General features: G+C 72.0%; 11 protein-coding genes and 2 pseudogenes. 10 read left to right on the forward strand and 3 right to left on the reverse strand.

Going from position 1 to position 21,022, the window contains the following annotated elements:
* Positions 1–254: 254 nt before the first annotated feature.
* Positions 255–1,268, reverse strand: a pseudogene (locus AADR41_RS27030) (ADP-ribosylglycohydrolase family protein); the annotation flags it as partial.
* A 320-nt stretch (positions 1,269–1,588) separates the two neighbouring features.
* Between AADR41_RS27030 and AADR41_RS27035 the strand changes: the two are divergent.
* The 6 genes from AADR41_RS27035 (at position 1,589) to AADR41_RS27060 (ending at position 11,510) form a co-directional block, all read left to right on the forward strand.
* The gene (locus tag AADR41_RS27035; protein WP_342284008.1) at positions 1,589–2,323 is read left to right on the forward strand and encodes a VIT1/CCC1 transporter family protein; all 735 of its coding nucleotides are present in this window, start codon (positions 1,589–1,591) and stop codon (positions 2,321–2,323) included.
* A gap of 479 nt (positions 2,324–2,802) precedes the next feature.
* Entirely contained in the window at positions 2,803–7,362 is a 4,560-nt protein-coding gene (gltB, locus tag AADR41_RS27040) for a glutamate synthase large subunit (RefSeq protein ID WP_342284009.1), read from the forward strand.
* Complete coding sequence (locus AADR41_RS27045; RefSeq protein WP_342284010.1) at positions 7,355–8,815, forward strand: glutamate synthase subunit beta; 1,461 nt, start codon at positions 7,355–7,357, stop codon at positions 8,813–8,815. The genes gltB and AADR41_RS27045 overlap by 8 nt, the downstream gene beginning before the upstream one ends.
* A gap of 223 nt (positions 8,816–9,038) precedes the next feature.
* Positions 9,039–9,989, forward strand: a complete 951-nt coding sequence (locus AADR41_RS27050; RefSeq protein ID WP_342284011.1) for a hypothetical protein — start codon at positions 9,039–9,041, stop codon at positions 9,987–9,989.
* On the forward strand, positions 9,986–10,672 hold the full coding sequence (locus tag AADR41_RS27055) for a hypothetical protein (protein ID WP_342284012.1): 687 nt from the start codon (positions 9,986–9,988) through the stop codon (positions 10,670–10,672). Before AADR41_RS27050 ends, AADR41_RS27055 begins: the two co-directional genes overlap by 4 nt.
* Positions 10,653–11,510: an inositol monophosphatase family protein gene (locus AADR41_RS27060; RefSeq protein WP_342284013.1), complete on the forward strand. Its 858-nt coding sequence runs from the start codon at positions 10,653–10,655 to the stop codon at positions 11,508–11,510. Before AADR41_RS27055 ends, AADR41_RS27060 begins: the two co-directional genes overlap by 20 nt.
* A gap of 4 nt (positions 11,511–11,514) precedes the next feature.
* Here AADR41_RS27060 and AADR41_RS27065 read toward each other — a convergent pair whose 3' ends face one another.
* On the reverse strand, positions 11,515–12,765 hold the full coding sequence (locus AADR41_RS27065; protein ID WP_342284014.1) for an SLC13 family permease: 1,251 nt from the start codon (positions 12,763–12,765) through the stop codon (positions 11,515–11,517).
* Between the two features lie 6 nt (positions 12,766–12,771).
* Between AADR41_RS27065 and AADR41_RS27070 the strand changes: the two are divergent.
* Together AADR41_RS27070 and AADR41_RS27075 are read left to right on the forward strand one after the other, a co-directional pair.
* Positions 12,772–16,680, forward strand: a pseudogene (locus tag AADR41_RS27070) (TIR domain-containing protein); the annotation flags it as partial.
* 256 nt (positions 16,681–16,936) lie between these two features.
* Complete coding sequence (locus AADR41_RS27075; protein ID WP_342284015.1) at positions 16,937–18,520, forward strand: WD40 repeat domain-containing protein; 1,584 nt, start codon at positions 16,937–16,939, stop codon at positions 18,518–18,520.
* A 52-nt stretch (positions 18,521–18,572) separates the two neighbouring features.
* Here AADR41_RS27075 and AADR41_RS27080 read toward each other — a convergent pair whose 3' ends face one another.
* Positions 18,573–19,496: a rhomboid family intramembrane serine protease gene (locus AADR41_RS27080; protein ID WP_342284016.1), complete on the reverse strand. Its 924-nt coding sequence runs from the start codon at positions 19,494–19,496 to the stop codon at positions 18,573–18,575.
* A gap of 141 nt (positions 19,497–19,637) precedes the next feature.
* On the opposite strand from AADR41_RS27080, the gene AADR41_RS27085 reads away from it, so the two are divergent.
* Complete coding sequence (locus tag AADR41_RS27085; protein ID WP_342284017.1) at positions 19,638–20,384, forward strand: vWA domain-containing protein; 747 nt, start codon at positions 19,638–19,640, stop codon at positions 20,382–20,384.
* Positions 20,381–20,944 (forward strand): HutD/Ves family protein, encoded by a 564-nt coding sequence (locus tag AADR41_RS27090; RefSeq protein WP_342284018.1) that lies wholly within the window; start codon positions 20,381–20,383, stop codon positions 20,942–20,944. Before AADR41_RS27085 ends, AADR41_RS27090 begins: the two co-directional genes overlap by 4 nt.
* Positions 20,945–21,022: the final 78 nt, after the last annotated feature.

Consider the following 21,022-nt stretch of genomic DNA (forward strand, 5'->3'; position numbering starts at 1 on the left):
GTGCAGGAGGTGTCGTGCGGGGGTGGTGGTGCGTCGGCGGTTGTACGCGGTTCGCTCCGGGGCTCGTCGTTCCGGACCGCGGTTCCGCTCCCGTCCCCGACCCTGCTCCCGTCCCCGACCCTGCTCCCGCTCCCGTCCCCGACCGTGCGCCCGCTCCTGCCCTCGACCTCGCTCGGCTCACCCGCCGCCACCACCTCCTCCGCCTCGTCCTCCACTGCTTCCTCCACCTCCGCCATCTCCTCCTCCACCCCGTCCTCCTCCGCCTCGTCCGCAGTGAGCAATTCCGCGATCTCCAGGACGTGGTGCCCCCGCATCGTCGGCAGGCAGCTGCCCCGGACCGGGCCGATGGCGTCCCCCCAGTGCCGCGGAATCGCGGACGCCCCGTTCAGCGCGCCGGCCAGGGCCCCCGCCACCGCGGCCGTGGTGTCCGCGTCGCGGCCCATGTTGACCGCCGTCAGTACCGCCGTACGGAAGTCGCCGTGCGCCGCCGCGAACGCCCCGAAGGCCAGGCCCACCGCCTCCGGCGCCAGGTCCGTCCACGGGTAGCCGCCGACCACCACCGCCGAACGCACCGCGCGTTCCATGGTGAGCCGGTCGGGGTAGCCGCGCTGTGCGGCCGCCACCGCGCGGCGGAGCGAACGCGCCGTCCAGGAGTCCATGGGGACGACCGACAGCGCGGCGGCGATCACCGAAGTGACCCCCGCGCCCGTCATCGCGGCGGCCACCCCGGCCGCCACCGCCTGACCGCCGTAGATGCCCTCCCCGTCATGGCTGACCCGCCCGTCCACCGCGACCAGCCGGGCCGCCTCGTCCGGCCGGCCGGCCGCGAAGACGCCGAACGGCGCCGCCCGCATCGCCAGGCCGTCGCTCCAGGCGTGCCGGTGCTGGGCGGAGATCGGGGCGGCGAGCCCCCGGCGCAGGTTCTCCAGCGTTCCCCGCTCGCTGAACCCGGCACCCCGGAACGGCCCCTCGTCGAGATCGGCGATCCACAGGTGCCAGGCCCGCTCCACATGTGTGACGGTCAGCGCGGAACCGTGCCGGGCGAGCAGCAGCCCGGAGAAGATCGCGTACTCGGTGTCGTCGGTGCCCGCGGGGTCGTCGCTCACGAAGCCCTCGATCCGGCCCCAGCGACGACGGATCTCCGAGGGCCGCAGATTCTCCGCCGGTGCGCCCAGCGCGTCCCCGACCGCGAGCCCGAGCAGTGCGCCGCGGGCCCGGTCGGCCAGGTCTCCCCGCGGCGCCCCGCGCCTCACCGTGCGCTCCGGCATCCCCGCTTCCGCGCCGCCGGTCCGCGGCTCCGCCGGATTTCCTGCGATCAGCTCCATCGCGTCGACCCTCCGCTCGCACCGAGCAAGTTCTCGTCCTGCTCGATATGTGCCACGCGGAGCCCGGACAGAGGCCGACAATCGCAACAAAAGGGCCAGTCGGATGACAGGTCGGAAGCACTGAGGAAGGCCGTACTTACCTGCTCACGGAGCGTGGTAAGTACGGCCTGCCTTGCTGGCGGGAGCCGTTTTTCGTGCGTACTTTCGATGGTGTTGAGCGGGGGTGGAGCGAGGGAAGCCCGCTGCCGGAGAAGGGGAGAGGCATGTCCATCATCGAGACCGACGCCGTACTGCACGAGGCGCACCGCGACAACCACACCCACCGTGATGTGAACGGCGGCTGGCTGCGTCCGGCGGTCTTCGGTGCCATGGACGGGCTGGTCTCCAACCTCGCGCTGATGACCGGCGTCGCGGGTGGTGCCGTCTCCCAGCAGACGATCGTGATCACCGGTCTGGCGGGCCTGGCCGCCGGTGCGTTCTCCATGGCGGCGGGCGAATACACCTCCGTGGCCTCGCAGCGCGAGCTGGTCGAGGCCGAACTCGACGTCGAGCGGCGGGAGTTGCGCAAGCACCCCAAGGACGAGGAGCGGGAGCTCGCCGAGCTCTACGAGTCCCGTGGCGTCGAGCCGGGGCTCGCCCGCGAGGTCGCGCGGCAGCTGTCGCGCGATCCGGAGCAGGCGCTGGAGATACACGCCCGCGAGGAGCTGGGCATCGACCCGGGGGATCTGCCCTCGCCGCTGGTCGCCGCGGTGTCGTCGTTCGGCGCGTTCGCGCTGGGCGCCCTGCTGCCCGTGCTGCCGTATCTGCTCGGTGCGAGCGCGCTGTGGCCGGCCGTGCTGCTGGCGCTGGTCGGGCTGTTCGCCTGCGGCGCGGTGGTGGCCAGGGTGACGGCCCGCAGCTGGCTGTATAGCGGGCTGCGCCAGCTGGTGCTGGGCGGGGCCGCGGCCGCCATCACCTACGGACTGGGCACGCTGTTCGGCGTGGCCGTCGGGAGCTGACCGCACCCCGGACGTCGAAGGCGACGGGAGCGTCGGAGGAGCGGGCGCGTCGAAGGAAACGGGCGCGTCGAAGGGACGGGCAGGCAGACCCGCAGGCGGGGGTGCCTGCCCGTGACGTGTCCGCCACCCGTGTGACGTACGTCTTGGTGAACGACTCTGGGCGGAACGGCCACCACGGGCTTAAAATGAGTCCCTATACAGGGCTACACATAAGTAGCCGCTACTCGGCGGTTTCATTTCCCTTGTCGCCGGGCATGACCCGTAGACGCCGCAGGCAACGACGCCTGCTCTCTGCGGTCCCCCTCGGGCGCCGATCCTCCCACTGCGACCCACCCCCACCGTCTCGGACGGTGTCCGCATGTTGGAACGAGCTATCCGCTTCTTGAGAAGCGCCCCATCATGTAACCTGCACGAAATTTCGCAGAGGGCCAACGTCGTCCCTCGGCACTGCACATGCCACGACGACGACGGGAGAGCCAATGCGCATCGACGCCTGGTCGCCCATGGACGGTCGCCCCGCCCAGCAGGGGATGTACGACCCCCGTAACGAGCACGACGCCTGCGGTGTCGGGTTCGTGGCCACTCTGACCGGTGTGGCCAGCCATGAGCTGGTCGAGCAGGCGCTGACCGTGCTGCGCAATCTCGAACACCGCGGTGCCACCGGATCCGAGCCCGACTCCGGCGACGGCGCCGGGATCCTCCTCCAGGTGCCGGACGCCTTCCTGCGCGAAGAGACCGCCTTCGAGCTCCCCGAGGCCGGTGCCTACGCCGTCGGAATCGCCTTCCTGCCCGCAGGCGACTCCACCGAGGCCGTCCGCAAGCTGGAGAAGATCGCCGCCGAGGAGGGCCTCAAGGTCCTCGGCTGGCGTCAGGTCCCCGTCGCCCCCGGCATCCTCGGCAACGGCGCCCGCGCCACCATGCCCGAGTTCCGTCAGCTCTTCGTCGCGGACGGTGGGAGCACCGGCATCGTCCTCGACCGCAAGGCCTTCGTGCTGCGCAAGCGCGCCGAGCGGGAGGCCGGGGTGTACTTCCCCTCGCTCTCCGCCCGCACGATCGTCTACAAGGGCATGCTCACCACCGGGCAGCTGGAGCCGTTCTTCCCGGACCTCTCCGACCGCCGCTTCGCCACCGCGGTCGCCCTGGTCCACTCGCGGTTCTCCACCAACACCTTCCCGAGCTGGCCGCTGGCCCACCCGTACCGCTTCGTCGCGCACAACGGCGAGATCAACACGGTCAAGGGCAACCGCAACTGGATGAAGGCCCGCGAGTCCCAGCTCGCGTCGAGCCTCTTCGGTACGGAGCAGCTCGACCGGATCTTCCCCGTCTGCACCCCCGACGCCTCCGACTCCGCCTCCTTCGACGAGGTCCTGGAGCTGCTCCACCTGGGTGGCCGTTCGCTGCCGCACTCGGTGCTGATGATGGTTCCCGAGGCTTGGGAGAACCATGACTCGATGGACCCGGCCCGCCGCGCCTTCTACCAGTACCACTCCACGATGATGGAGCCCTGGGACGGCCCGGCCTGCGTCACCTTCACCGACGGCACCCAGGTCGGCGCGGTCCTGGACCGCAACGGTCTGCGCCCCGGCCGCTACTGGGTCACCGACGACGGTCTCGTCGTGCTCTCCTCCGAAGTCGGCGTCCTGGACATCGACCCCGCCAAGGTCGTCCGCAAGGGCCGTCTCCAGCCCGGCAGGATGTTCCTCGTCGACACCGCCGAGCACCGCATCATCGAGGACGACGAGATCAAGGCCGCCCTCGCCGCCGAGCAGCCGTACGGCGACTGGCTGGAGACCGGCGAGATCGAGCTGGAGGACCTCCCCGAGCGGGAGCACATCGTGCACACGCACGCCTCCGTCACCCGCCGCCAGCAGACCTTCGGCTACACCGAGGAAGAGCTCCGCGTCATCCTCGCGCCGATGGCCCGCACCGCCGGCGAGCCGCTCGGCTCCATGGGCACGGACTCGCCGATCGCCGCGCTCTCCGAGCGCCCCCGGTTGCTCTTCGACTACTTCACCCAGCTGTTCGCCCAGGTCACCAACCCGCCGCTGGACGCCATCCGCGAGGAACTCGTCACCTCGCTGCGCTCCACACTGGGCCCCTCGGGCAACCTGCTGGAGCCGACCGCCGCGTCCTGCCGCAGCGTCACGCTGCCGTTCCCGGTGATCGACAACGACGAGCTGGCCAAGCTGATACACATCAACGCCGACGGCGACATGCCGGGCATGAAGGCCGCCACGCTCTCCGGTCTCTACCGGGTCGGCGGCGGCGGCGAGTCGCTGGCCGCGCGGATCGAGGAGATCTGCGCCGAGGTCGACGCCGCCATCGAGGACGGTGCCCGACTGGTCGTCCTCTCCGACCGGCACTCCGACGCCGAGCACGCGCCGATCCCGTCGCTGCTGCTCACCTCGGCCGTCCACCACCACCTCATCCGCACCAAGCAGCGCACCCAGGTGGGGCTGCTGGTCGAGGCCGGGGACGTCCGCGAGGTCCACCACGTCGCGCTGCTCATCGGCTACGGCGCCGCCGCGGTCAACCCGTACCTGGCGATGGAGTCCGTCGAGGACCTGGTCCGCGCTGGTACGTTCATCGAGGGCATGGATGCCGAGCAGGCCATCCGGAACCTGATCCACGCGCTCGGCAAGGGCGTCCTGAAGGTCATGTCCAAGATGGGCATCTCGACGGTCGCCTCCTACCGGGGCGCCCAGGTCTTCGAGGCCGTCGGCCTGGACGAGGACTTCGTCGCGAAGTACTTCAACGGCACCGCCACCAAGATCGGTGGCGCCGGCCTCGAAGTCGTCGCCAAGGAGGTCGCCGCCCGGCACGCCAAGGGCTACCCCGCCTCCGGCATCTCCGCCTCGCACCGCGCGCTGGAGATCGGCGGCGAGTACCAGTGGCGCCGCGAAGGCGAGCCGCACCTGTTCGACCCGGAGACGGTCTTCCGCCTCCAGCACGCCACCCGCAACAAGCGCTACGACATCTTCAAGAAGTACACCGACCGGGTGAACGAGCAGTCCGAGCGGCTGATGACGCTCCGCGGCCTGTTCGGCTTCAAGAGCGACCGCGAGGCGATCGGCATCGACGAGGTCGAGTCCGTCGCCGACATCGTCAAGCGCTTCTCCACCGGCGCCATGTCGTACGGCTCGATCTCCCGTGAGGCGCACGAGACCCTCGCCATCGCCATGAACCAGCTGGGCGGCAAGTCCAACACCGGCGAGGGCGGCGAGGACGCCGACCGGCTCTACGACCCGGCGCGCCGCTCGTCCATCAAGCAGGTCGCCTCCGGCCGCTTCGGGGTGACCAGCGAGTACCTGGTCAACGCGGACGACATCCAGATCAAGATGGCGCAGGGCGCCAAGCCCGGCGAGGGCGGCCAGCTGCCCGGCCACAAGGTCTACCCCTGGGTCGCGAAGACCCGGCACTCCACCCCGGGCGTCGGCCTCATCTCGCCGCCGCCGCACCACGACATCTACTCCATCGAGGACCTGGCTCAGCTGATCCACGACCTCAAGAACGCCAACCCGGCGGCCCGCATCCACGTGAAGCTGGTCTCCGAGGTCGGCGTCGGCACGGTCGCCGCCGGTGTCTCCAAGGCACACGCGGACGTCGTCCTGATCTCCGGCCACGACGGCGGAACGGGCGCCTCCCCGCTCACCTCCCTGAAGCACGCGGGCGGCCCCTGGGAGCTCGGCCTCGCCGAGACCCAGCAGACCCTGCTGCTCAACGGTCTGCGCGACCGCATCGTCGTACAGACCGACGGCCAGCTGAAGACCGGCCGCGACGTGGTCATCGCCGCACTGCTGGGCGCCGAGGAGTTCGGTTTCGCGACCGCGCCGCTCGTCGTCTCCGGCTGCGTCATGATGCGCGTCTGCCACCTGGACACCTGCCCGGTCGGCATCGCCACCCAGAACCCCGTCCTGCGCGACCGGTTCTCCGGCAAGGCCGAGTACGTCGTCAACTTCTTCGAGTTCATCGCCCAGGAAGTCCGCGAGATCCTCGCCGAGCTCGGCTTCCGTACGATCGAGGAGGCCGTCGGCCACGCCGAGCTGCTCGACACCGACCGTGCGGTCACGCACTGGAAGGCGCAGGGGCTCGACCTGAAGCCGCTCTTCCACGTCCCCGAGCTGCCCGAGGGCGCGGTCCGCCACGCCCGGACCGAGCAGGACCACGGTCTCGCCAAGGCCCTCGACAACGAGCTGATCAAGCTCGCCGCCGACGCCCTGAACGCGGACAGCGCCGAAGCCGCCCAGCCGGTCCGGGCCCAGATCGCGATCCGCAACATCAACCGGACCGTCGGCACCATGCTCGGCCACGAGGTGACGAAGAAGTTCGGCGGCGCCGGTCTGCCGCAGGACACCATCGACATCACCTTCACCGGCTCCGCCGGCCAGTCCTTCGGCGCGTTCGTGCCGAGCGGCGTGACGCTGCGCCTGGAGGGCGACGCCAACGACTACGTCGGCAAGGGCCTCTCCGGCGGCCGGGTCGTCGTCCGCCCGGACCGCGGCGCCGACCACCTCGCCGAGTACTCCACCATCGCGGGCAACACCATCGCCTACGGCGCCACCGGCGGCGAGCTGTTCCTGCGCGGCCGCACCGGTGAGCGGTTCTGCGTCCGCAACTCCGGCGCCACGGTCGTCTCGGAGGGCGTGGGCGACCACGGCTGCGAGTACATGACCGGCGGGCACGCCGTCGTCCTCGGCGAGACCGGACGCAACTTCGCCGCGGGCATGTCGGGCGGTGTCGCGTACGTCATCGACCTGAACCCCGACAACGTCAACGCCGGCAACCTCGGTGCCGTCGAGACCCCCTCCGACGCCGACAGGCAGTGGCTGCACGATGTGGTGCGCCGCCACCAGGAGGAGACCGGATCCACGGTCGCCGAGAAGCTGCTTGCCGAGTGGGACACCGCCGTGACCCGCTTCAGCAAGATCATCCCGTCCACCTACAAGGCAGTGCTCGCCGCCAAGGACGCCGCTGAGCTCGCCGGTCTCTCCGAGCAGGAGACCACCGAGAAGATGATGGAGGCGGCGACCAATGGCTGACCCCAAGGGCTTCCTGACCACCGGGCGCGAGGTCGCCGAGACCCGCCCCGTGGGCGAGCGCGTCAAGGACTGGAACGAGGTCTACGTTCCGGGCTCGCTGCTCCCGATCATCAGCAAGCAGGCCGGCCGCTGCATGGACTGCGGCATCCCGTTCTGCCACAACGGCTGCCCGCTCGGAAACCTCATCCCCGAGTGGAACGACTACGCCTACCGCGAGGACTGGTCGGCCGCGTCCGAGCGCCTGCACGCCACGAACAACTTCCCGGAGTTCACCGGGCGGCTCTGCCCCGCCCCGTGCGAGTCGGCGTGCGTGCTCGGCATCAACCAGCCGGCCGTCACCATCAAGAACGTCGAGGTCTCCATCATCGACAAGGCGTGGGGCAACGGTGACGTCACCCCGCAGCCGCCCGAGCGGCTCTCCGGCAAGACCGTCGCCGTGATCGGCTCGGGCCCGGCGGGTCTCGCCGCCGCCCAGCAGCTGACCCGGGCCGGCCACACCGTCGCCGTCTACGAGCGCGCGGACCGCATCGGAGGTCTTCTCCGGTACGGCATCCCCGAGTTCAAGATGGAGAAGTCGCACATCAACCGCCGCATCGAGCAGATGCGCGCGGAGGGCACCAAGTTCCGCACCGAGACGGAGATCGGCCGCGACATCGACGCCGCCAAGCTCCGCCGCCGCTACGACGCGGTCGTCATCGCCGCGGGTGCCACCGTCTCGCGCGACCTGCCCGTCCCGGGCCGTGAGCTGAACGGCGTGCACTTCGCCATGGAGTACCTGCCGCTGGCCAACAAGGTGCAGGAGGGCGACCTGACGGTCTCCCCGATCACCGCCGAGGGCAAGCACGTCGTCGTCATCGGCGGCGGCGACACCGGCGCCGACTGCGTCGGCACCGCCCACCGCCAGGGCGCGCTCTCCGTCACCCAGCTGGAGATCATGCCCCGGCCGGGCGAGGACCGGAACGCCAACCAGCCCTGGCCGACGTTCCCGATGCTCTACAAGGTCACCTCCGCGCACGAGGAGGGCGGCGAGCGGGTCTACTCCGTCTCCACCACCCACTTCGAGGGCGACGAGAACGGCGACGTCCAGGCGCTGCACCTGATCGAGGTGGAGTTCAAGGACGGCAAGCTGGAACAGAAGCCCGGCACCGAGCGGTCCATCCCCGCGCAGCTGGTCACCCTCGCCATGGGCTTCACCGGCACCGACCAGGCCAACGGCCTGGTCCAGCAGTTCGGCCTGGAGCTCGACGAGCGCGGCAACGTCGCGCGCGACGCGGACTACGCCACCAACGTCGGCGGGGTCTTCGTCGCCGGTGACGCCGGCCGCGGCCAGTCCCTCATCGTGTGGGCCATCGCCGAGGGCCGCTCCGCGGCCCGCGGGGTGGACCGCTTCCTGACCGGAGCCAGCGCCCTGCCGGCCCCGATCCGCCCGACGGACCGTGCGCTGACGGTCTGATCACGGCACACACAGACGTCCCGCACAACGGCGTGCGGAACTGAACGCGGCGCCTGCCCGTCCCCGACCGGACGATTCGGCAGGCGCCGTGGCGCGTCCGGGGCCGGTCCGCCCGGGAGAGGGGGCTCACGGACCGAGGGTGTGAGCCCCTCATACCCCCTGGCGGCCCACCGCCCCGTTCTCCTACGATCAGGAGGGCATTCCACGGGGGAGGAGCATGCCCATGACTGCGCGCGGACGGCGCCTGGAGCGGTCCGTCGCCTGGATCCTGAAGAACATCGACGTCGTCATCGCCGCGAGCGTCGCGCTGACCATCGGTTTCCTGGACATCTTCGGCGATGTGATCTCCAGCGACGTGTCGTCCGGCGCCACGCTGGTGGTCCTCGGTGCTCTGGCACTCGGCTCGATCGTGGAACGGCTGCGCCAGCCGGCCGCGATCCAGGACGCGATGGCCGGCACCCGCCGCGCGCTGGAGGACCTCACCATGGTGCGCTCCCTCGCGGGCAACGAGGTCGCCGAGGCGCTGCGCGCCGCCCGCCGGCACACCAACCTCTGGTACTTCAAGGGCGGTACCGGAACCTACCTGCGGGCCGTCACCCTGCCCCAGTGCGTCGCCACCGCCAGGGAGCAGCGCTCCCAGCTCACGATGAAGATCGACATCATCAACCCGGCCGACGAACGGATCTGCCAGGCCTACGCCAGGTTCCGGCAGATGTTCGCCGGCCAGACCGTCACCGGGCACGCGGGACACTGGACGACCGACCGGGTCCGCAAGGAGTCGTACGCGACGGTCCTCGCCGCCTGCTGGTACCAGGGCAGACTCACCACCCTGGACATCTCGGTGCACCTCTCCGCCTCCGTGCCCACGCTCCGCTTCGACCTGTCCGAGTCCTGCCTGATCGTCACCCAGGACGACACATCGCGGGTGAACCTCATGGTGGAACGACGGCAGCCGCTCTACGACTACTACGTCACCGAGCTCCACCAGAGCCGGGAACAGGCCGTCGCGATCCCGATCCGCACCGACGCACCACTGAGCGAGGAACCCACGGTCGACGAGACCCGCGGTCTCTTCGAGGCACTGGATCTGCCGCTGCCCCGCACATTCACCGACAGCGACATCGGCGAAATCATCGTCAAGGCACTGCACGCGGAGGACCCCTACCGGAGGTGAGGCGCCGCCGGCGCGATCCCATGGACTACGACGAGCTGGAACGGGCCCTCGTGGACGGCGGCCGGAGCTCCACCGACGCCCGCGGCCACACGGTCGACGCGCTCACCGACGTCGCCACCGGCGTTCGCGTACTGCGCGCCGTCCGCCATCCACTGGGCTTCCTCTGCCTGCCGGTGCTGCGCGACGGACCGCGGGGGATCTGCGTCCACCTCTTCGACCCGGACTACGGAGCGGAACCGGACACCGCGGCGTGGCACGCCCACAGCTGGGAGCTGCGCAGCCACGTCCTGTACGGCAGGGTCGCCAATCTTCCGGTGCGGGTCAGCGCGGCCACCGCCCGGCCCACCCACCGGATATTCGAAGTGCGCAGCGGGCCCGGCGGCGTCGACGACATCGTGCCCACCACCGAACTGGTCCGCGGCGAACCGGGGCGCGCGCACATCAGCGGCCGCGGGGAGACGTACACGCTCACCGCGGGGGAGTTCCACGCCACCTCCGTCGCGGACCCGGCCCCGGCGGCCACGCTGGTGCTGGGCCGTTCGGTGCCCGGCGGCGCGGACCTGTCGCTCGGTCCCCTCGACGGCCCCGCGCGCACCATGACCCGCCAACTGTGCGACGAGCAGCAGACGACGGAGCTGGTCCGTACGGCACTCAGGAGGATCGATGGCCGCATCAGCGCCTGACCCGGCACCCGCCGGCCCGTACGAGCACGAACGGACGGTGGCGGTGGCCGCGGCCGAAGCGGCCGGGACCGTGCTCCGGGAGCACTTCCGGGCACCCATGACGGTCCGTACGAAGAGCGCGTCCGGGGACGTCGTGACCTCCTTGGACCTCGCGGCCGAGGAAGTGGTGCTCGGCAGACTGCGGCGTTACTTCCCGCACGACCGGATCCTGTCGGAGGAGGCCGGACTGCTCGACGGCGGCGGCCACCGCACCTGGCTGGTCGATCCGCTGGACGGCACCAACAACGTGGCCATCGGCCTGCCGGCCTGCGTCGTCGGCATCGCACTGTGCGTGGCCGGAGCGCCCGTGCTCGGCGTGATCCACGAACCGCTCACCCGCAGCACCTGGCACGCGGTCTCCGGCCGGGGCGCGCACGGCGGGTCCGGCCCGCTCACCGGCCCGGACGGAACCCTGCCCGCCACCGGACCGGTCATCGCCTGGACCCAGGGATACGCGGTGGGCCGGGCCGACGCCGCCGCCACCGGACTCCGCAGGCAGCTGGAGCTGGGATGCCGCCGGGTGCTCCAGCTGTGGGCCCCGCTGCTGGGCTGGAGCATGCTGGCCCGGGGCACCATCGACGGATTCGTCGGATACCGGGCCGAGGGCCTCGACCTGCCCGCCGGCGCGTTGCTCGCCGCCGAGTCGGGGGTGTGTCTGCGGACGCTGCGCGGAGAGGTGCTCCGGCCCGGGGACACCGCACAGGGCGACGGACACAGCTTTGTCGCCGCTCGCGCCGACGCGCTCGACTACCTGCTCGCACAGGTGGATTCGGTGCCCCGCCCGGAGCTGCCCGGCTGAGAACTCAGCGGACCAGCGCCAGCGCGCACGTGGTGGCGAGCGTCACCGTCACAGACAGCACCAGCCCGGTCAGCACGAAGCGCCCGGTGCGGATCCTGGTCCCGTGCCACCTGCACCGCTCGAACCACAGCAGGGTCGCCAGCGACGCCCACGGGGTGATCACGGGCCCCGCGTTGACCCCGACCAGCAGCGCGAGCAACTGGTCGTGGTTGGCCACCGGGACGACCGACTCGCCCGCCACATAGGCCGGAAGGTTGTTCAGCACATTGGACAGCCCCGCGCCCACGCCGGCCGACCGCAGCATGCCCACGAAGCCGTCGTCCGATCCCAGCGCCCGTCCCAGCAGATCGTGCAGCCCGTGCGCGCTGACCGTCTCCACCACCAGGAACATGCCGGGGACCAGCACCAGCAGCCGCCACGGGACCAACGACAGCCGCACCTCCTCCCGCCGCCGCACCGCGAACGCCGCCACCACCACCAGCATCGCGACCAGCGAGGCCGACCACAGCGGTACGTCCACGAGCAGGATCGCCAGCAGGAACCCACCGCACGCCACCGAGCAGATCCGCAGCAGCACCGGATCGTCCGGCGCGGGCACCGCGGGCGGGACGTACCGGTCCGCGCCCCGCCGGCCGCGCCGCCAGTAGAAGATCCACAGACACAGCGACGTCACCCCGACCGACACCAGCTGGGGCAGCCACATCACCGCCGCCAGACCGGACGGCGACAGCGCCACCCGGTCCGCCGCCAGCAGATTGGTCAGGTTCGACACCGGCAGCAGCAGGCTCGCGGTGTTCGCCAGCCACACCGTCGTCATCGCCAGCGGCACCGCCGCGATGCCCACCCGTGCCGCCAGCGCCAGCATCACCGGAGTGAGCAGGACCGCGGTGGTGTCCAGGTTCAGGGTGATGGTGGTGAGCGAGGCGAAGACCACACAGAGCCCGAAGAGCAGCGGATACCGGCCCCGGCCGGCCCGCGCCACCCAGGACGCCACCACATCGAAGACCTGGGCCCGGCCCGCCAGCTCGGCCATCACGATCACGGTGGCGAGAAACACCAGCAGCGGACCGATGCGCCGCATCTGCTCGGCCGCCGGATCGGCGGGCAGCAGCCCGGTCGTCACCGCCACCACTCCCAGCACCAGCAGCCCGCCCGCGAGCCAGTCCAGCGGATGCAGCCGCCGCACGACGGACCGCGCACCGGTGCCTTCGGACTGCCCGTCACGCAGACGCCGCAGGGAGAGATCTCTTACCATGGACCCATGGTGGCAGACGGTGAACTGGGTTTATCGGCAAGTGAGTTCGATTTCTTCATCAGCTACTCCCCGGCCGACGAACAGTGGGCCGCCTGGATCGCGTGGTCGCTGGAATCCGCCGGATACCGCACCGTCGTGCAGGCCTGGGACTTCGTCCCCGGAACCAATTTCATCGACTACATGGATCGCGGGGTCAGCGAGTCCGCCGCCGTCATCGCCGTCCTCTCCCGCCACTACGAACGCTCGACCTACGGCCGCATGGAATGGCAGGCCGCGCTCCGCGCGGCCCCCGAGGACCCGGAACGCCGGCTGCTGACCGTACGGGTCGACGACATCCCGATCGAGGGGCTCCTGGCCACCATCACCTACGTGGATCTGGTCGGGGTCGACGACGCCGACACCGCGCGCTCCCTGCTGCTGACCCGGGTGGGACAGGCCATGGACGGTCACGCCAGGCCGGCCCGCCGCCCCGGATACCCCGGCTCGGGGCCCGGCCGGTCCACCACCGGACCGGACCCGTATCCCCCCGGCCCGAACCCCCTGGCCGCCCGCACCTCCGGCCGCACGGGCCGCCGCAGGCCCGCCCGCGCCCCAGGATTCCCGCCCGCCGCGGCGGCGGCCGCGGCCCGCGAGACGGTCACCGTCCTGCACCTGGCCGGCCCCGACTTCGGGCGCGGCCGGGAACCCGACACCCTCAGCCGGCAGATCCGCGGCGACATCGTCGAACTCCGGGACGCCGGAGCACCCGCTCCCGATCTGCTGGTCGTCACCGGCGACCTCACCGCCTCCGGCAGCCCCCGCGAATGCGACCAGGCACTCAGCTTCCTCACCGCGATCCGCTCGCAACTCGACCTGCCGCCGCAACGGGTGATGGTGGTCCCCGGCGCACAGGACGTGAACCAGGCCGCCTGCCGCGGCTACTTCCACAGCTGCGAGGCGGACGAGGTCGCGCCGCAGCCCCCGTACTGGCCCAAATGGCGCCACTACACCCGGCTGTTCCGCAGCCTGTACCACGGCCTGGACGTCGTGTTCGACAGCGATCAGCCCTGGACCCTGTTCCCGGTGCCCGAACTCAACACGGTGGTCGCCGGGTTCAACTCCTCCATGGCCTTCAGCCACCGCCCCGACGATCAGTACGGCTCCGTCGGCCGCGACCAGGCCGCCTGGTTCGCCGACGCGCTGCGCGGCTACGAGGAGCAGGGCTGGCTGCGCCTCGGGGCCCTGCGCCACCCGCTCACCGCCGCCCGCCACCGCGCCGACGCCGCCGGTGGCCCCGGCGCGCTGCGCGACGCGGACGCCCTCGCCCGGCTGGCCGGCCCCCGGCTCAACCTGCTGCTGCACGGCCCCACCGGAGGCCCCCGCACCACCGACGCCGAACCGGGCCACCACACCGTCACGGCGGGCTCCGGCGAACTGCCCGTGTTCGGCGCGGCCGCCCCCGCCGGCTTCCAGCTCCTGCAGATCGCCGCGGACGGCGTCACCCGCTGGGACGGCCGCAGCGCCGCCACGGACCCGGTCCGGATCCCCGGATCATGGCGCGGTACCGGCCGGGTCTTCCCGGCCGGCGACCCGGCCGCCACCGCCCCGACGGCACCCGACTTCGACCAGCCGGCCGCCGACGCCTCCGGGGACTCGCTCACCGACCGCGTCAAGGAGATCTGCCGGGCCCGCAGGGACGGCGTACTCCTGCGCGACATCCCCCGCCGCCACCCCGCCGACATGGCCCAGATCATGGCCACCTGGCAGGAGGACGGAGTGGTGCGCCAGCAGCGCATCGCCGTCCACCCCACCACCCCCACCGAACCCGAACTCGACCGCTTCGTCGCCCGGGCGCACGCCGCCGGACCGGCCACCGACGCCACGCTCGTCTACGCGGGCGACGCCCCGGACCCGGCCCTGCGCGAGCGCGCCGCCTCCCGGCCCGTCCGCATCCGGCTGCGCAGCTTCATCGAGTTCCAGGGACTGCTGGACCTGCGCGAGTACGTCGCCGCCCAGACCGCCCGGCTGAACAGCAGCGAGCAGTACCCGCCCGCCCGCTACCTGCCCCAGCGCTACCGCGACGCCGACCGGTCCGAGAACGCCGAACACCACGGACTCGTCGAGGACCTCATCGACCTTCTGGAGAGCGACCAGGGACGGTTCCTGCTGCTCCTCGGCGACTTCGGCCACGGCAAGACCTTCGCCCTGCGCGAACTGGCCCGGCGCATCCCCGAACAGCTTCCCCACCTCATCCCGCTGCTCATCCCGCTCAACGCCCTCGACCGCGCCCACAGCCTCGAAGGCCTGGTCGCCGCCCACCTCGCGGGCCACGGCGTCGACACCATCGACCTGCGGGCGCTGCGCTACATGCTCGCCCAGGGCCGTGTCGTCCTGCTCTTCGACGGCTTCGACGAACTCGTCAACCGGGTCAGCTACCACCGCGCCGCCGACCACCTGCAGGTCCTCCTGGACGCGGCGGTGGACCGGGCGAAGATCGTCGTCAGCAGCCGCACCCAGCACTTCAAGTCCCACGACCAGATCCTCACCGCCCTCGGCGAACGCGTCGGACTGCTGCCCCAGCGCCGGATTCTCGCCGTCCAGGGCTTCACCCCCGACCAGGTGCGCTCCTACCTCGTCCGGGTCTTCGGCGACGAGGAGATCGCCGAGCAGCGCTTCCAACTGCTGTGCAACATCCCGGACCTGCTCGCGCTGTGCGGCAACCCGCGGCTGCTCTCCTTCGCCTCGCTGCTCAGCCAGGACCGGCTGCGGGCCGTCGCGGGAGCGGGCCACGCGCTCAGCCCCGCCCGGCTCTACGAAGACGTCTTCACCTCCTGGATCGACCACGAGGAACGGCGTGGCCAGGGCGGGGCCGGCGCGGCACCCGGCCTCGGCGCCGCCGCCCTGTGGTCCGCCGTCACCGCGCTCGCCCTGCACCTGTGGGAGTCCGGCCGGACCGCGCTGCGCCTGGACGAACTGGCCGAGACCGTGGCCACCGCTCTCGGCGGACTCACCGCCCCGGAACTCCGGAGCGCGGCCCTCTCCTCCGACGAGCAGGCCCAGGCGGTCGGCGCCGGCAGCCTGCTGGTCCGCAGCGACGACGGCGTGTTCCAGTTCATCCACGGCTCGGTACTCGAATGGCTGGTCGCCAGGGAGGCCGCGAACCGGCTGGGTGAGGGGGACGACAGGCTGCTCGCCGCCCGCCCGTTCAGCCGCCTCGCCATCGAATTCCTCTGCGACCTCGCCGACCACGAGATCTGCGCCGGCTGGGTCCGCGACACGCTCGCCCCGGACGGTCCCGCCGTGAGCGAGGCGGCCCGCGGCAACGCCCTGCGCGTCGGCGACCGGCTCCGGGTTCCGGCCGGCGCCGATCTGCGCGGGGCCAGGCTGGCCGGCGAGGACCTGTCCTACCGGGACTTCTCGGGAGCCGACCTGTCCGGTGCCGTCCTGACCGATGCCCGGCTCACCGGGACGGACCTGTCCGGCGCCGTGCTCCGCGACGCCGACCTCGCCGGGGCCAGGCTCGACCACGCCGGCCTCGCCGGGGCGGACCTCACGGGCGCCGACTTCACCGGCAGCAGGCTCACCCGCGCCGACCTCACCGGCGCGGACCTCACGGGGAGCCGCTGGAACCGGGCCGCGCTGATCGCCCCGGTCTGGGACGACCCCGTACGGACGGCCCCCGAACTGCGGGTCGCGGCCATCGCCCCCGGCATGCCCGTCGAAGCCGGCTACCGCCCGTCCGCGGTCGGCGTGCCCTACGGCTTCGACACCCGGACCAGCCGGCTTCCGGAGCCCATCGCCTTCAGCCCCGACGGAGAGATCCTCGCGGTCGGCAGCGAGGACGGCGGCGTACTGATCTGCGACGCGGAGACCGGCCTGGCCCTGCGCACGCTCCAGGGGCACTCGGGCCGGGTGTACGCGGTGAAGATCGCCGGAGACACCATCGCGACCGGCTGCTCCGACGGCACCGTACGGCTGTGGGATCCGGTCTCCGGGGTCTGCCGCCACCGGCTGGAGGTGCATCCGGGCGGGGTGTGGCCGGTCGTCCCGGACCGGGACGGCACCCTGCTCGCCACCGGCGACCGCGAGGGCATGGTCACGGTCTGGTCCGTGGCCACCGGCCGGCCGCGTCCGGCGCTGGAACCTCTCCGACGGCGTCTGCGAGGGAGAGCTGACCGGGCATCAGGGCACCGTGTACCGGGCGAGGTTCAGCCCCGACGGCACGCTGCTGGCCACCGCGGACCAGGGTGGCCCGGACGGCGGCACGGTCCGGATATGGCGGGCCGGCGACGCCCGTCTGCTGCACACCTTCACCGGCCACACCGGGCGCGTATACGCCCTCGACTTCCACCCCGAGGGGAACCTGCTCGCCACCGGTGACACCGACGGGCAGGTCCGGCTCTGGGACCCGGTCGTCGGCACGCCCGCGGGCGTCATGGAACGCTGCACGGGCGCGGTCTACGTGGTGCTGTTCGACCCCACCGGACAGCTCCTCGGCTCCTGCGACAGCGACGGCAAGGTCCGGCTGTGGAAGGTCTCCGGCCAAGCGCGCACGGGCCGCACCGTCACCCTCCACGACCGGCAGCCCACCGCGCACCGGGGCTCCGCCTGGGCCTGCGCCTTCCGCCCCGGGGACCGCAGGCTCCTGACCGTCGGCAACGACGGCGGCGCCCAGATCTGGGACGCCGACACCGGGCAGGGCCGCCGTATCCTGCGCGGCCACGGCCGCCGGGTCACCGGGCTCTCGTTCAGCGCCGACGGCTCGCTGCTCGCGGCGACCGGCAACGACGGCGCCGTACGGCTGTGGGAGACCCGGACGGGTCAGTGCGCCGACGAGCTGACGGGCCGCAGCAACCACCTCGTCTCCGCCTTCTTCAGCCCTGCCGAGGACATCCTCGCCACCGTCAGCAACGACGGCGACATCCATCTGCGCAGCGCCGTGGGCGGGGCGCACCTGCGTGAACTGGACGCCGAGACCGAGCACATCTGGGCCGGAGCGTTCAGCGCCGACGGCGCCCTGATCGCCACCGCGAACGACGACGACACCGTCCGCCTCTGGTACCGCTCCACCGGGGCACCCGTCGTCACCCTGTCCGAGCACCGGGGCAGGGTCAGGTCCATCGCCTTCGGCACCGGCGGCCCGCCCACCCTCGCCACCGGCTGCGACGACGGAGCCGTCCGGCTGTGGCGGGCCGACACCGGCGAACTCCTGACGGAACAGCGCGAGCACACCGACCGCGTGTACGGGGTGGCCTTCGGCGGCGACGGCACCTGGCTGGCCACGGCGGGCTGGGACGGCCTCGCGACCGTCCGGCGGGACGGCACCCCGACGCTGCGGCTGACCGGTCACACGGGCAAGCTCTGGACCGTCGCCGCCCACCCGGTGCGACCGCTGCTCGCCACGGCGGGCGACGACCGCACGGTCGGCCTGTGGCACGCGGAGACGGGCGAACGGCTCGGGCTGCTCACCGGCCCCACCGGCCGGATCCTCTCGCTCGTGTTCAGCCCGGACGGCCGCACCCTGGCCGGCGCCGGCGAGGACGGCACCGTACGGCTGTGGGACCTGCCGCCGGACGGCTCGGTTCCGGTCCCCACGGCCACGCTCATCGGGCTGCCCGGCGGCTGGGCGACGCTGACCCCGGCGGGCGGCTACAAGTACGACGGGGACGCCGCGGGTGAGTTCTGGCATGTGGTGGGGATGACCCGGTTCGCCCCCGGCGAGCTGGACGCGCACCTGCCCGGAGTGCACCGGCTGGCGCCGGGCGAGCCGCTCTAAAGTCCTCACCCGAGGCCCTGGGGCGCGCCCGGCGGGATCCCGGCCGGGCCCCTCAGCCCGTCAGCGCGGAGTTCTTGAGCACCACCAGCAGCACCAGCACGGCGAACAGCACCACGCACGCGGCGGCCTGGACCGTCGTACGGCGCTTCGCGGGGGCGTAGGCGTACGCGAGCGTGACCATGCCACCCGTCAGGAGCCCGCCCAAGTGGCCCTGCCACGAGGCGAATCCGGCCGAGATCACCATCCAGATCAGGAATCCGGCCATGAACCGGTTGACCGCCCGCATGTCGCGGCCCAGCCGGCGGTTGATGACGTAGAACGCCGCCCCGAGCCCGAAGATCGCACCCGAGGCGCCCACCGTGCCGGTGAACGGCGCGATCAGATGGACCAGGACCGAACCGCCCAGCGCGGACAGCAGATACAGCGCGAGATAGCGGGCCCGGCCGAGCTGTTCCTCCACGACCCGGCCCAGGTTCCACAGCGCGTACATGTTGAACAGGATGTGCAGCACCCCGAACGGCAGCGAACCGAGGGACGAGCCGCCCGGCGGCAGATGCAGGAAGGCCCCGGTGAGCAGCCGGTACCACTCGCCGGCCACCACCCCGATCACATCGAAGCCGGGGAAGTCCCCGGCCTCGTAGACGTACTGGCCGCCGTCCGGTCCGTCCAGCCCGGCACCGAGCATCTCGAACCGGCCGACGATCCCCGGACGGATCAACTCGCCCAGGTAGGCGGCGATGTTGAGCCCGATCAGCACATACGTGACGACCGGCACCGCGGTCCGCGACACCGCGCCGCCGAACACGGTCCGTGGCTGCCGGACCGAGCGCTGCCCCTCCTTCACGCACTCCACGCAGTGGTGGCCGACGGCGGCCTCACGCATGCAGTCGGGGCAGATGAAGCGTTCGCAGCGGGTGCAGCTCACATACGTCTCGTAGGACGGATGGCGATAACAGGTGGTGACCGCGGCCTCCACGGCAAGCTCCTTCACAGGTGGGCGGACACGAGCGGCCGGTGGGGGCGGCGGCAGATCAACATAGCGAACACCGCCCGGTCGGGGCATGCCCGGGTGGCCTACGCTCAAGGGGCCCGGCACGTCGAGGATCGGAGACACCGCATGGCCGGCTCGCCCGCCGCCGCACCAGGTCCGGCCATCGGCCTCCACACGATCGAGAAGAGCGCGCCCGCGCTGGTCAGCCTCTACAAGAGCGCCGGGGTCTCGTTGACGAAGCACCGCATGAGCGGCGAGCGCGCCGCGGTCTATCTGGTGCTCGACCACTCCGGCTCCATGCGGGAGTACTACAAGGACGGCAGCGTCCAGGCCCTGGCCGACCGGGTGCTGGGGCTCTCGGCCCATCTGGACGACGACGGCCGCGTCCCCCTCGTCCTGTTCTCCACGGAGGTCGACGCCGTCACCGACATCGCGCTGGAGGACCACCGGGGCCGGGTCGACACGATCGTGGCCGGCCTCGGTCACATGGGAAAGACCAGCTACCACCTGGCCATGGACGCCGTCATCGACCACTACCTCGACAGCGGCTCCACCGCGCCCGCGCTCGTCGTCTTCCAGACCGACGGCGGCCCGATCAGCAAGCACGCGGCGGAACGTTATCTCTGCAAGGCGGCGAAACTCCCCCTGTTCTGGCAGTTCATCGGCTTCGGCAACAAGCGGAGCAACCAGTTCGACTTCCTGCGCAAGCTCGACGAACTGGCCGTGCCCGCCAAACGCGCCGTGGACAACGCCGGGTTCTTCCACGCCGGACCCGACCCGCGCCAGGTCCCGGACGCCGAGCTGTACGATCGGATCGTCGCCGAATTCCCGCAGTGGCTGGCCTCGGCCAGGGCCCAGGGGATCGTCGGGTGACCGCCCGGGTACTGCGTGCGGCCGGCCGTACGGCCACGCCCTGGAAGAACGGCGGGGGAGTCACCCGGGAGATCGCGGCATACCCCGAGGGCGCGCCGATGGACGCCTTCGACTGGCGGGTCAGCCTCGCCGAGGTGACCGAGGACGGGCCGTTCTCCACGTTCCCCGGCGTCGACCGCGTCCTGACCGTGGTCGAGGGCGCGGGCATGGACCTCATGGTGGACGGTGAGCACCACATCGTCGACGAGCCGTACTGGCCGTACGGCTTCCCCGGCGACCTGACGACCGAGGGCACCCTGCTCGGCGGCCCCGTCGTCAACCTCAATGTGATGTGCCGCAGGGGGCGGACGAGCGCGGCCGTCGCGGTGGTGCGCGGCACGGTCCGGCTGTCGGCGCCCCCGGGCGGGGCGGTGCTCGCCGTCGCGCTGGAGGACGGCGCGGTGCTCGACGGCACCGAGTGCGGACTCGACCGCCACGACGCGCTGTTGACGCGCGACGCATCGGCGGGGGTGCTGCGGACCCACGGGTGGGCGCTGCTGGTCACCCTGTCGGACGGCTGAGCCCGGACGGGCCGAAGGACGGACGGGCCGGCGCGGGCCGGAGAATCAGGACAGAGGATGTCGGGTATCCACGGTTCC

The organism is Streptomyces sp. CLV115 (genome assembly GCF_038448545.1).
GTDB lineage: Bacteria > Actinomycetota > Actinomycetes > Streptomycetales > Streptomycetaceae > Streptomyces > Streptomyces sanglieri.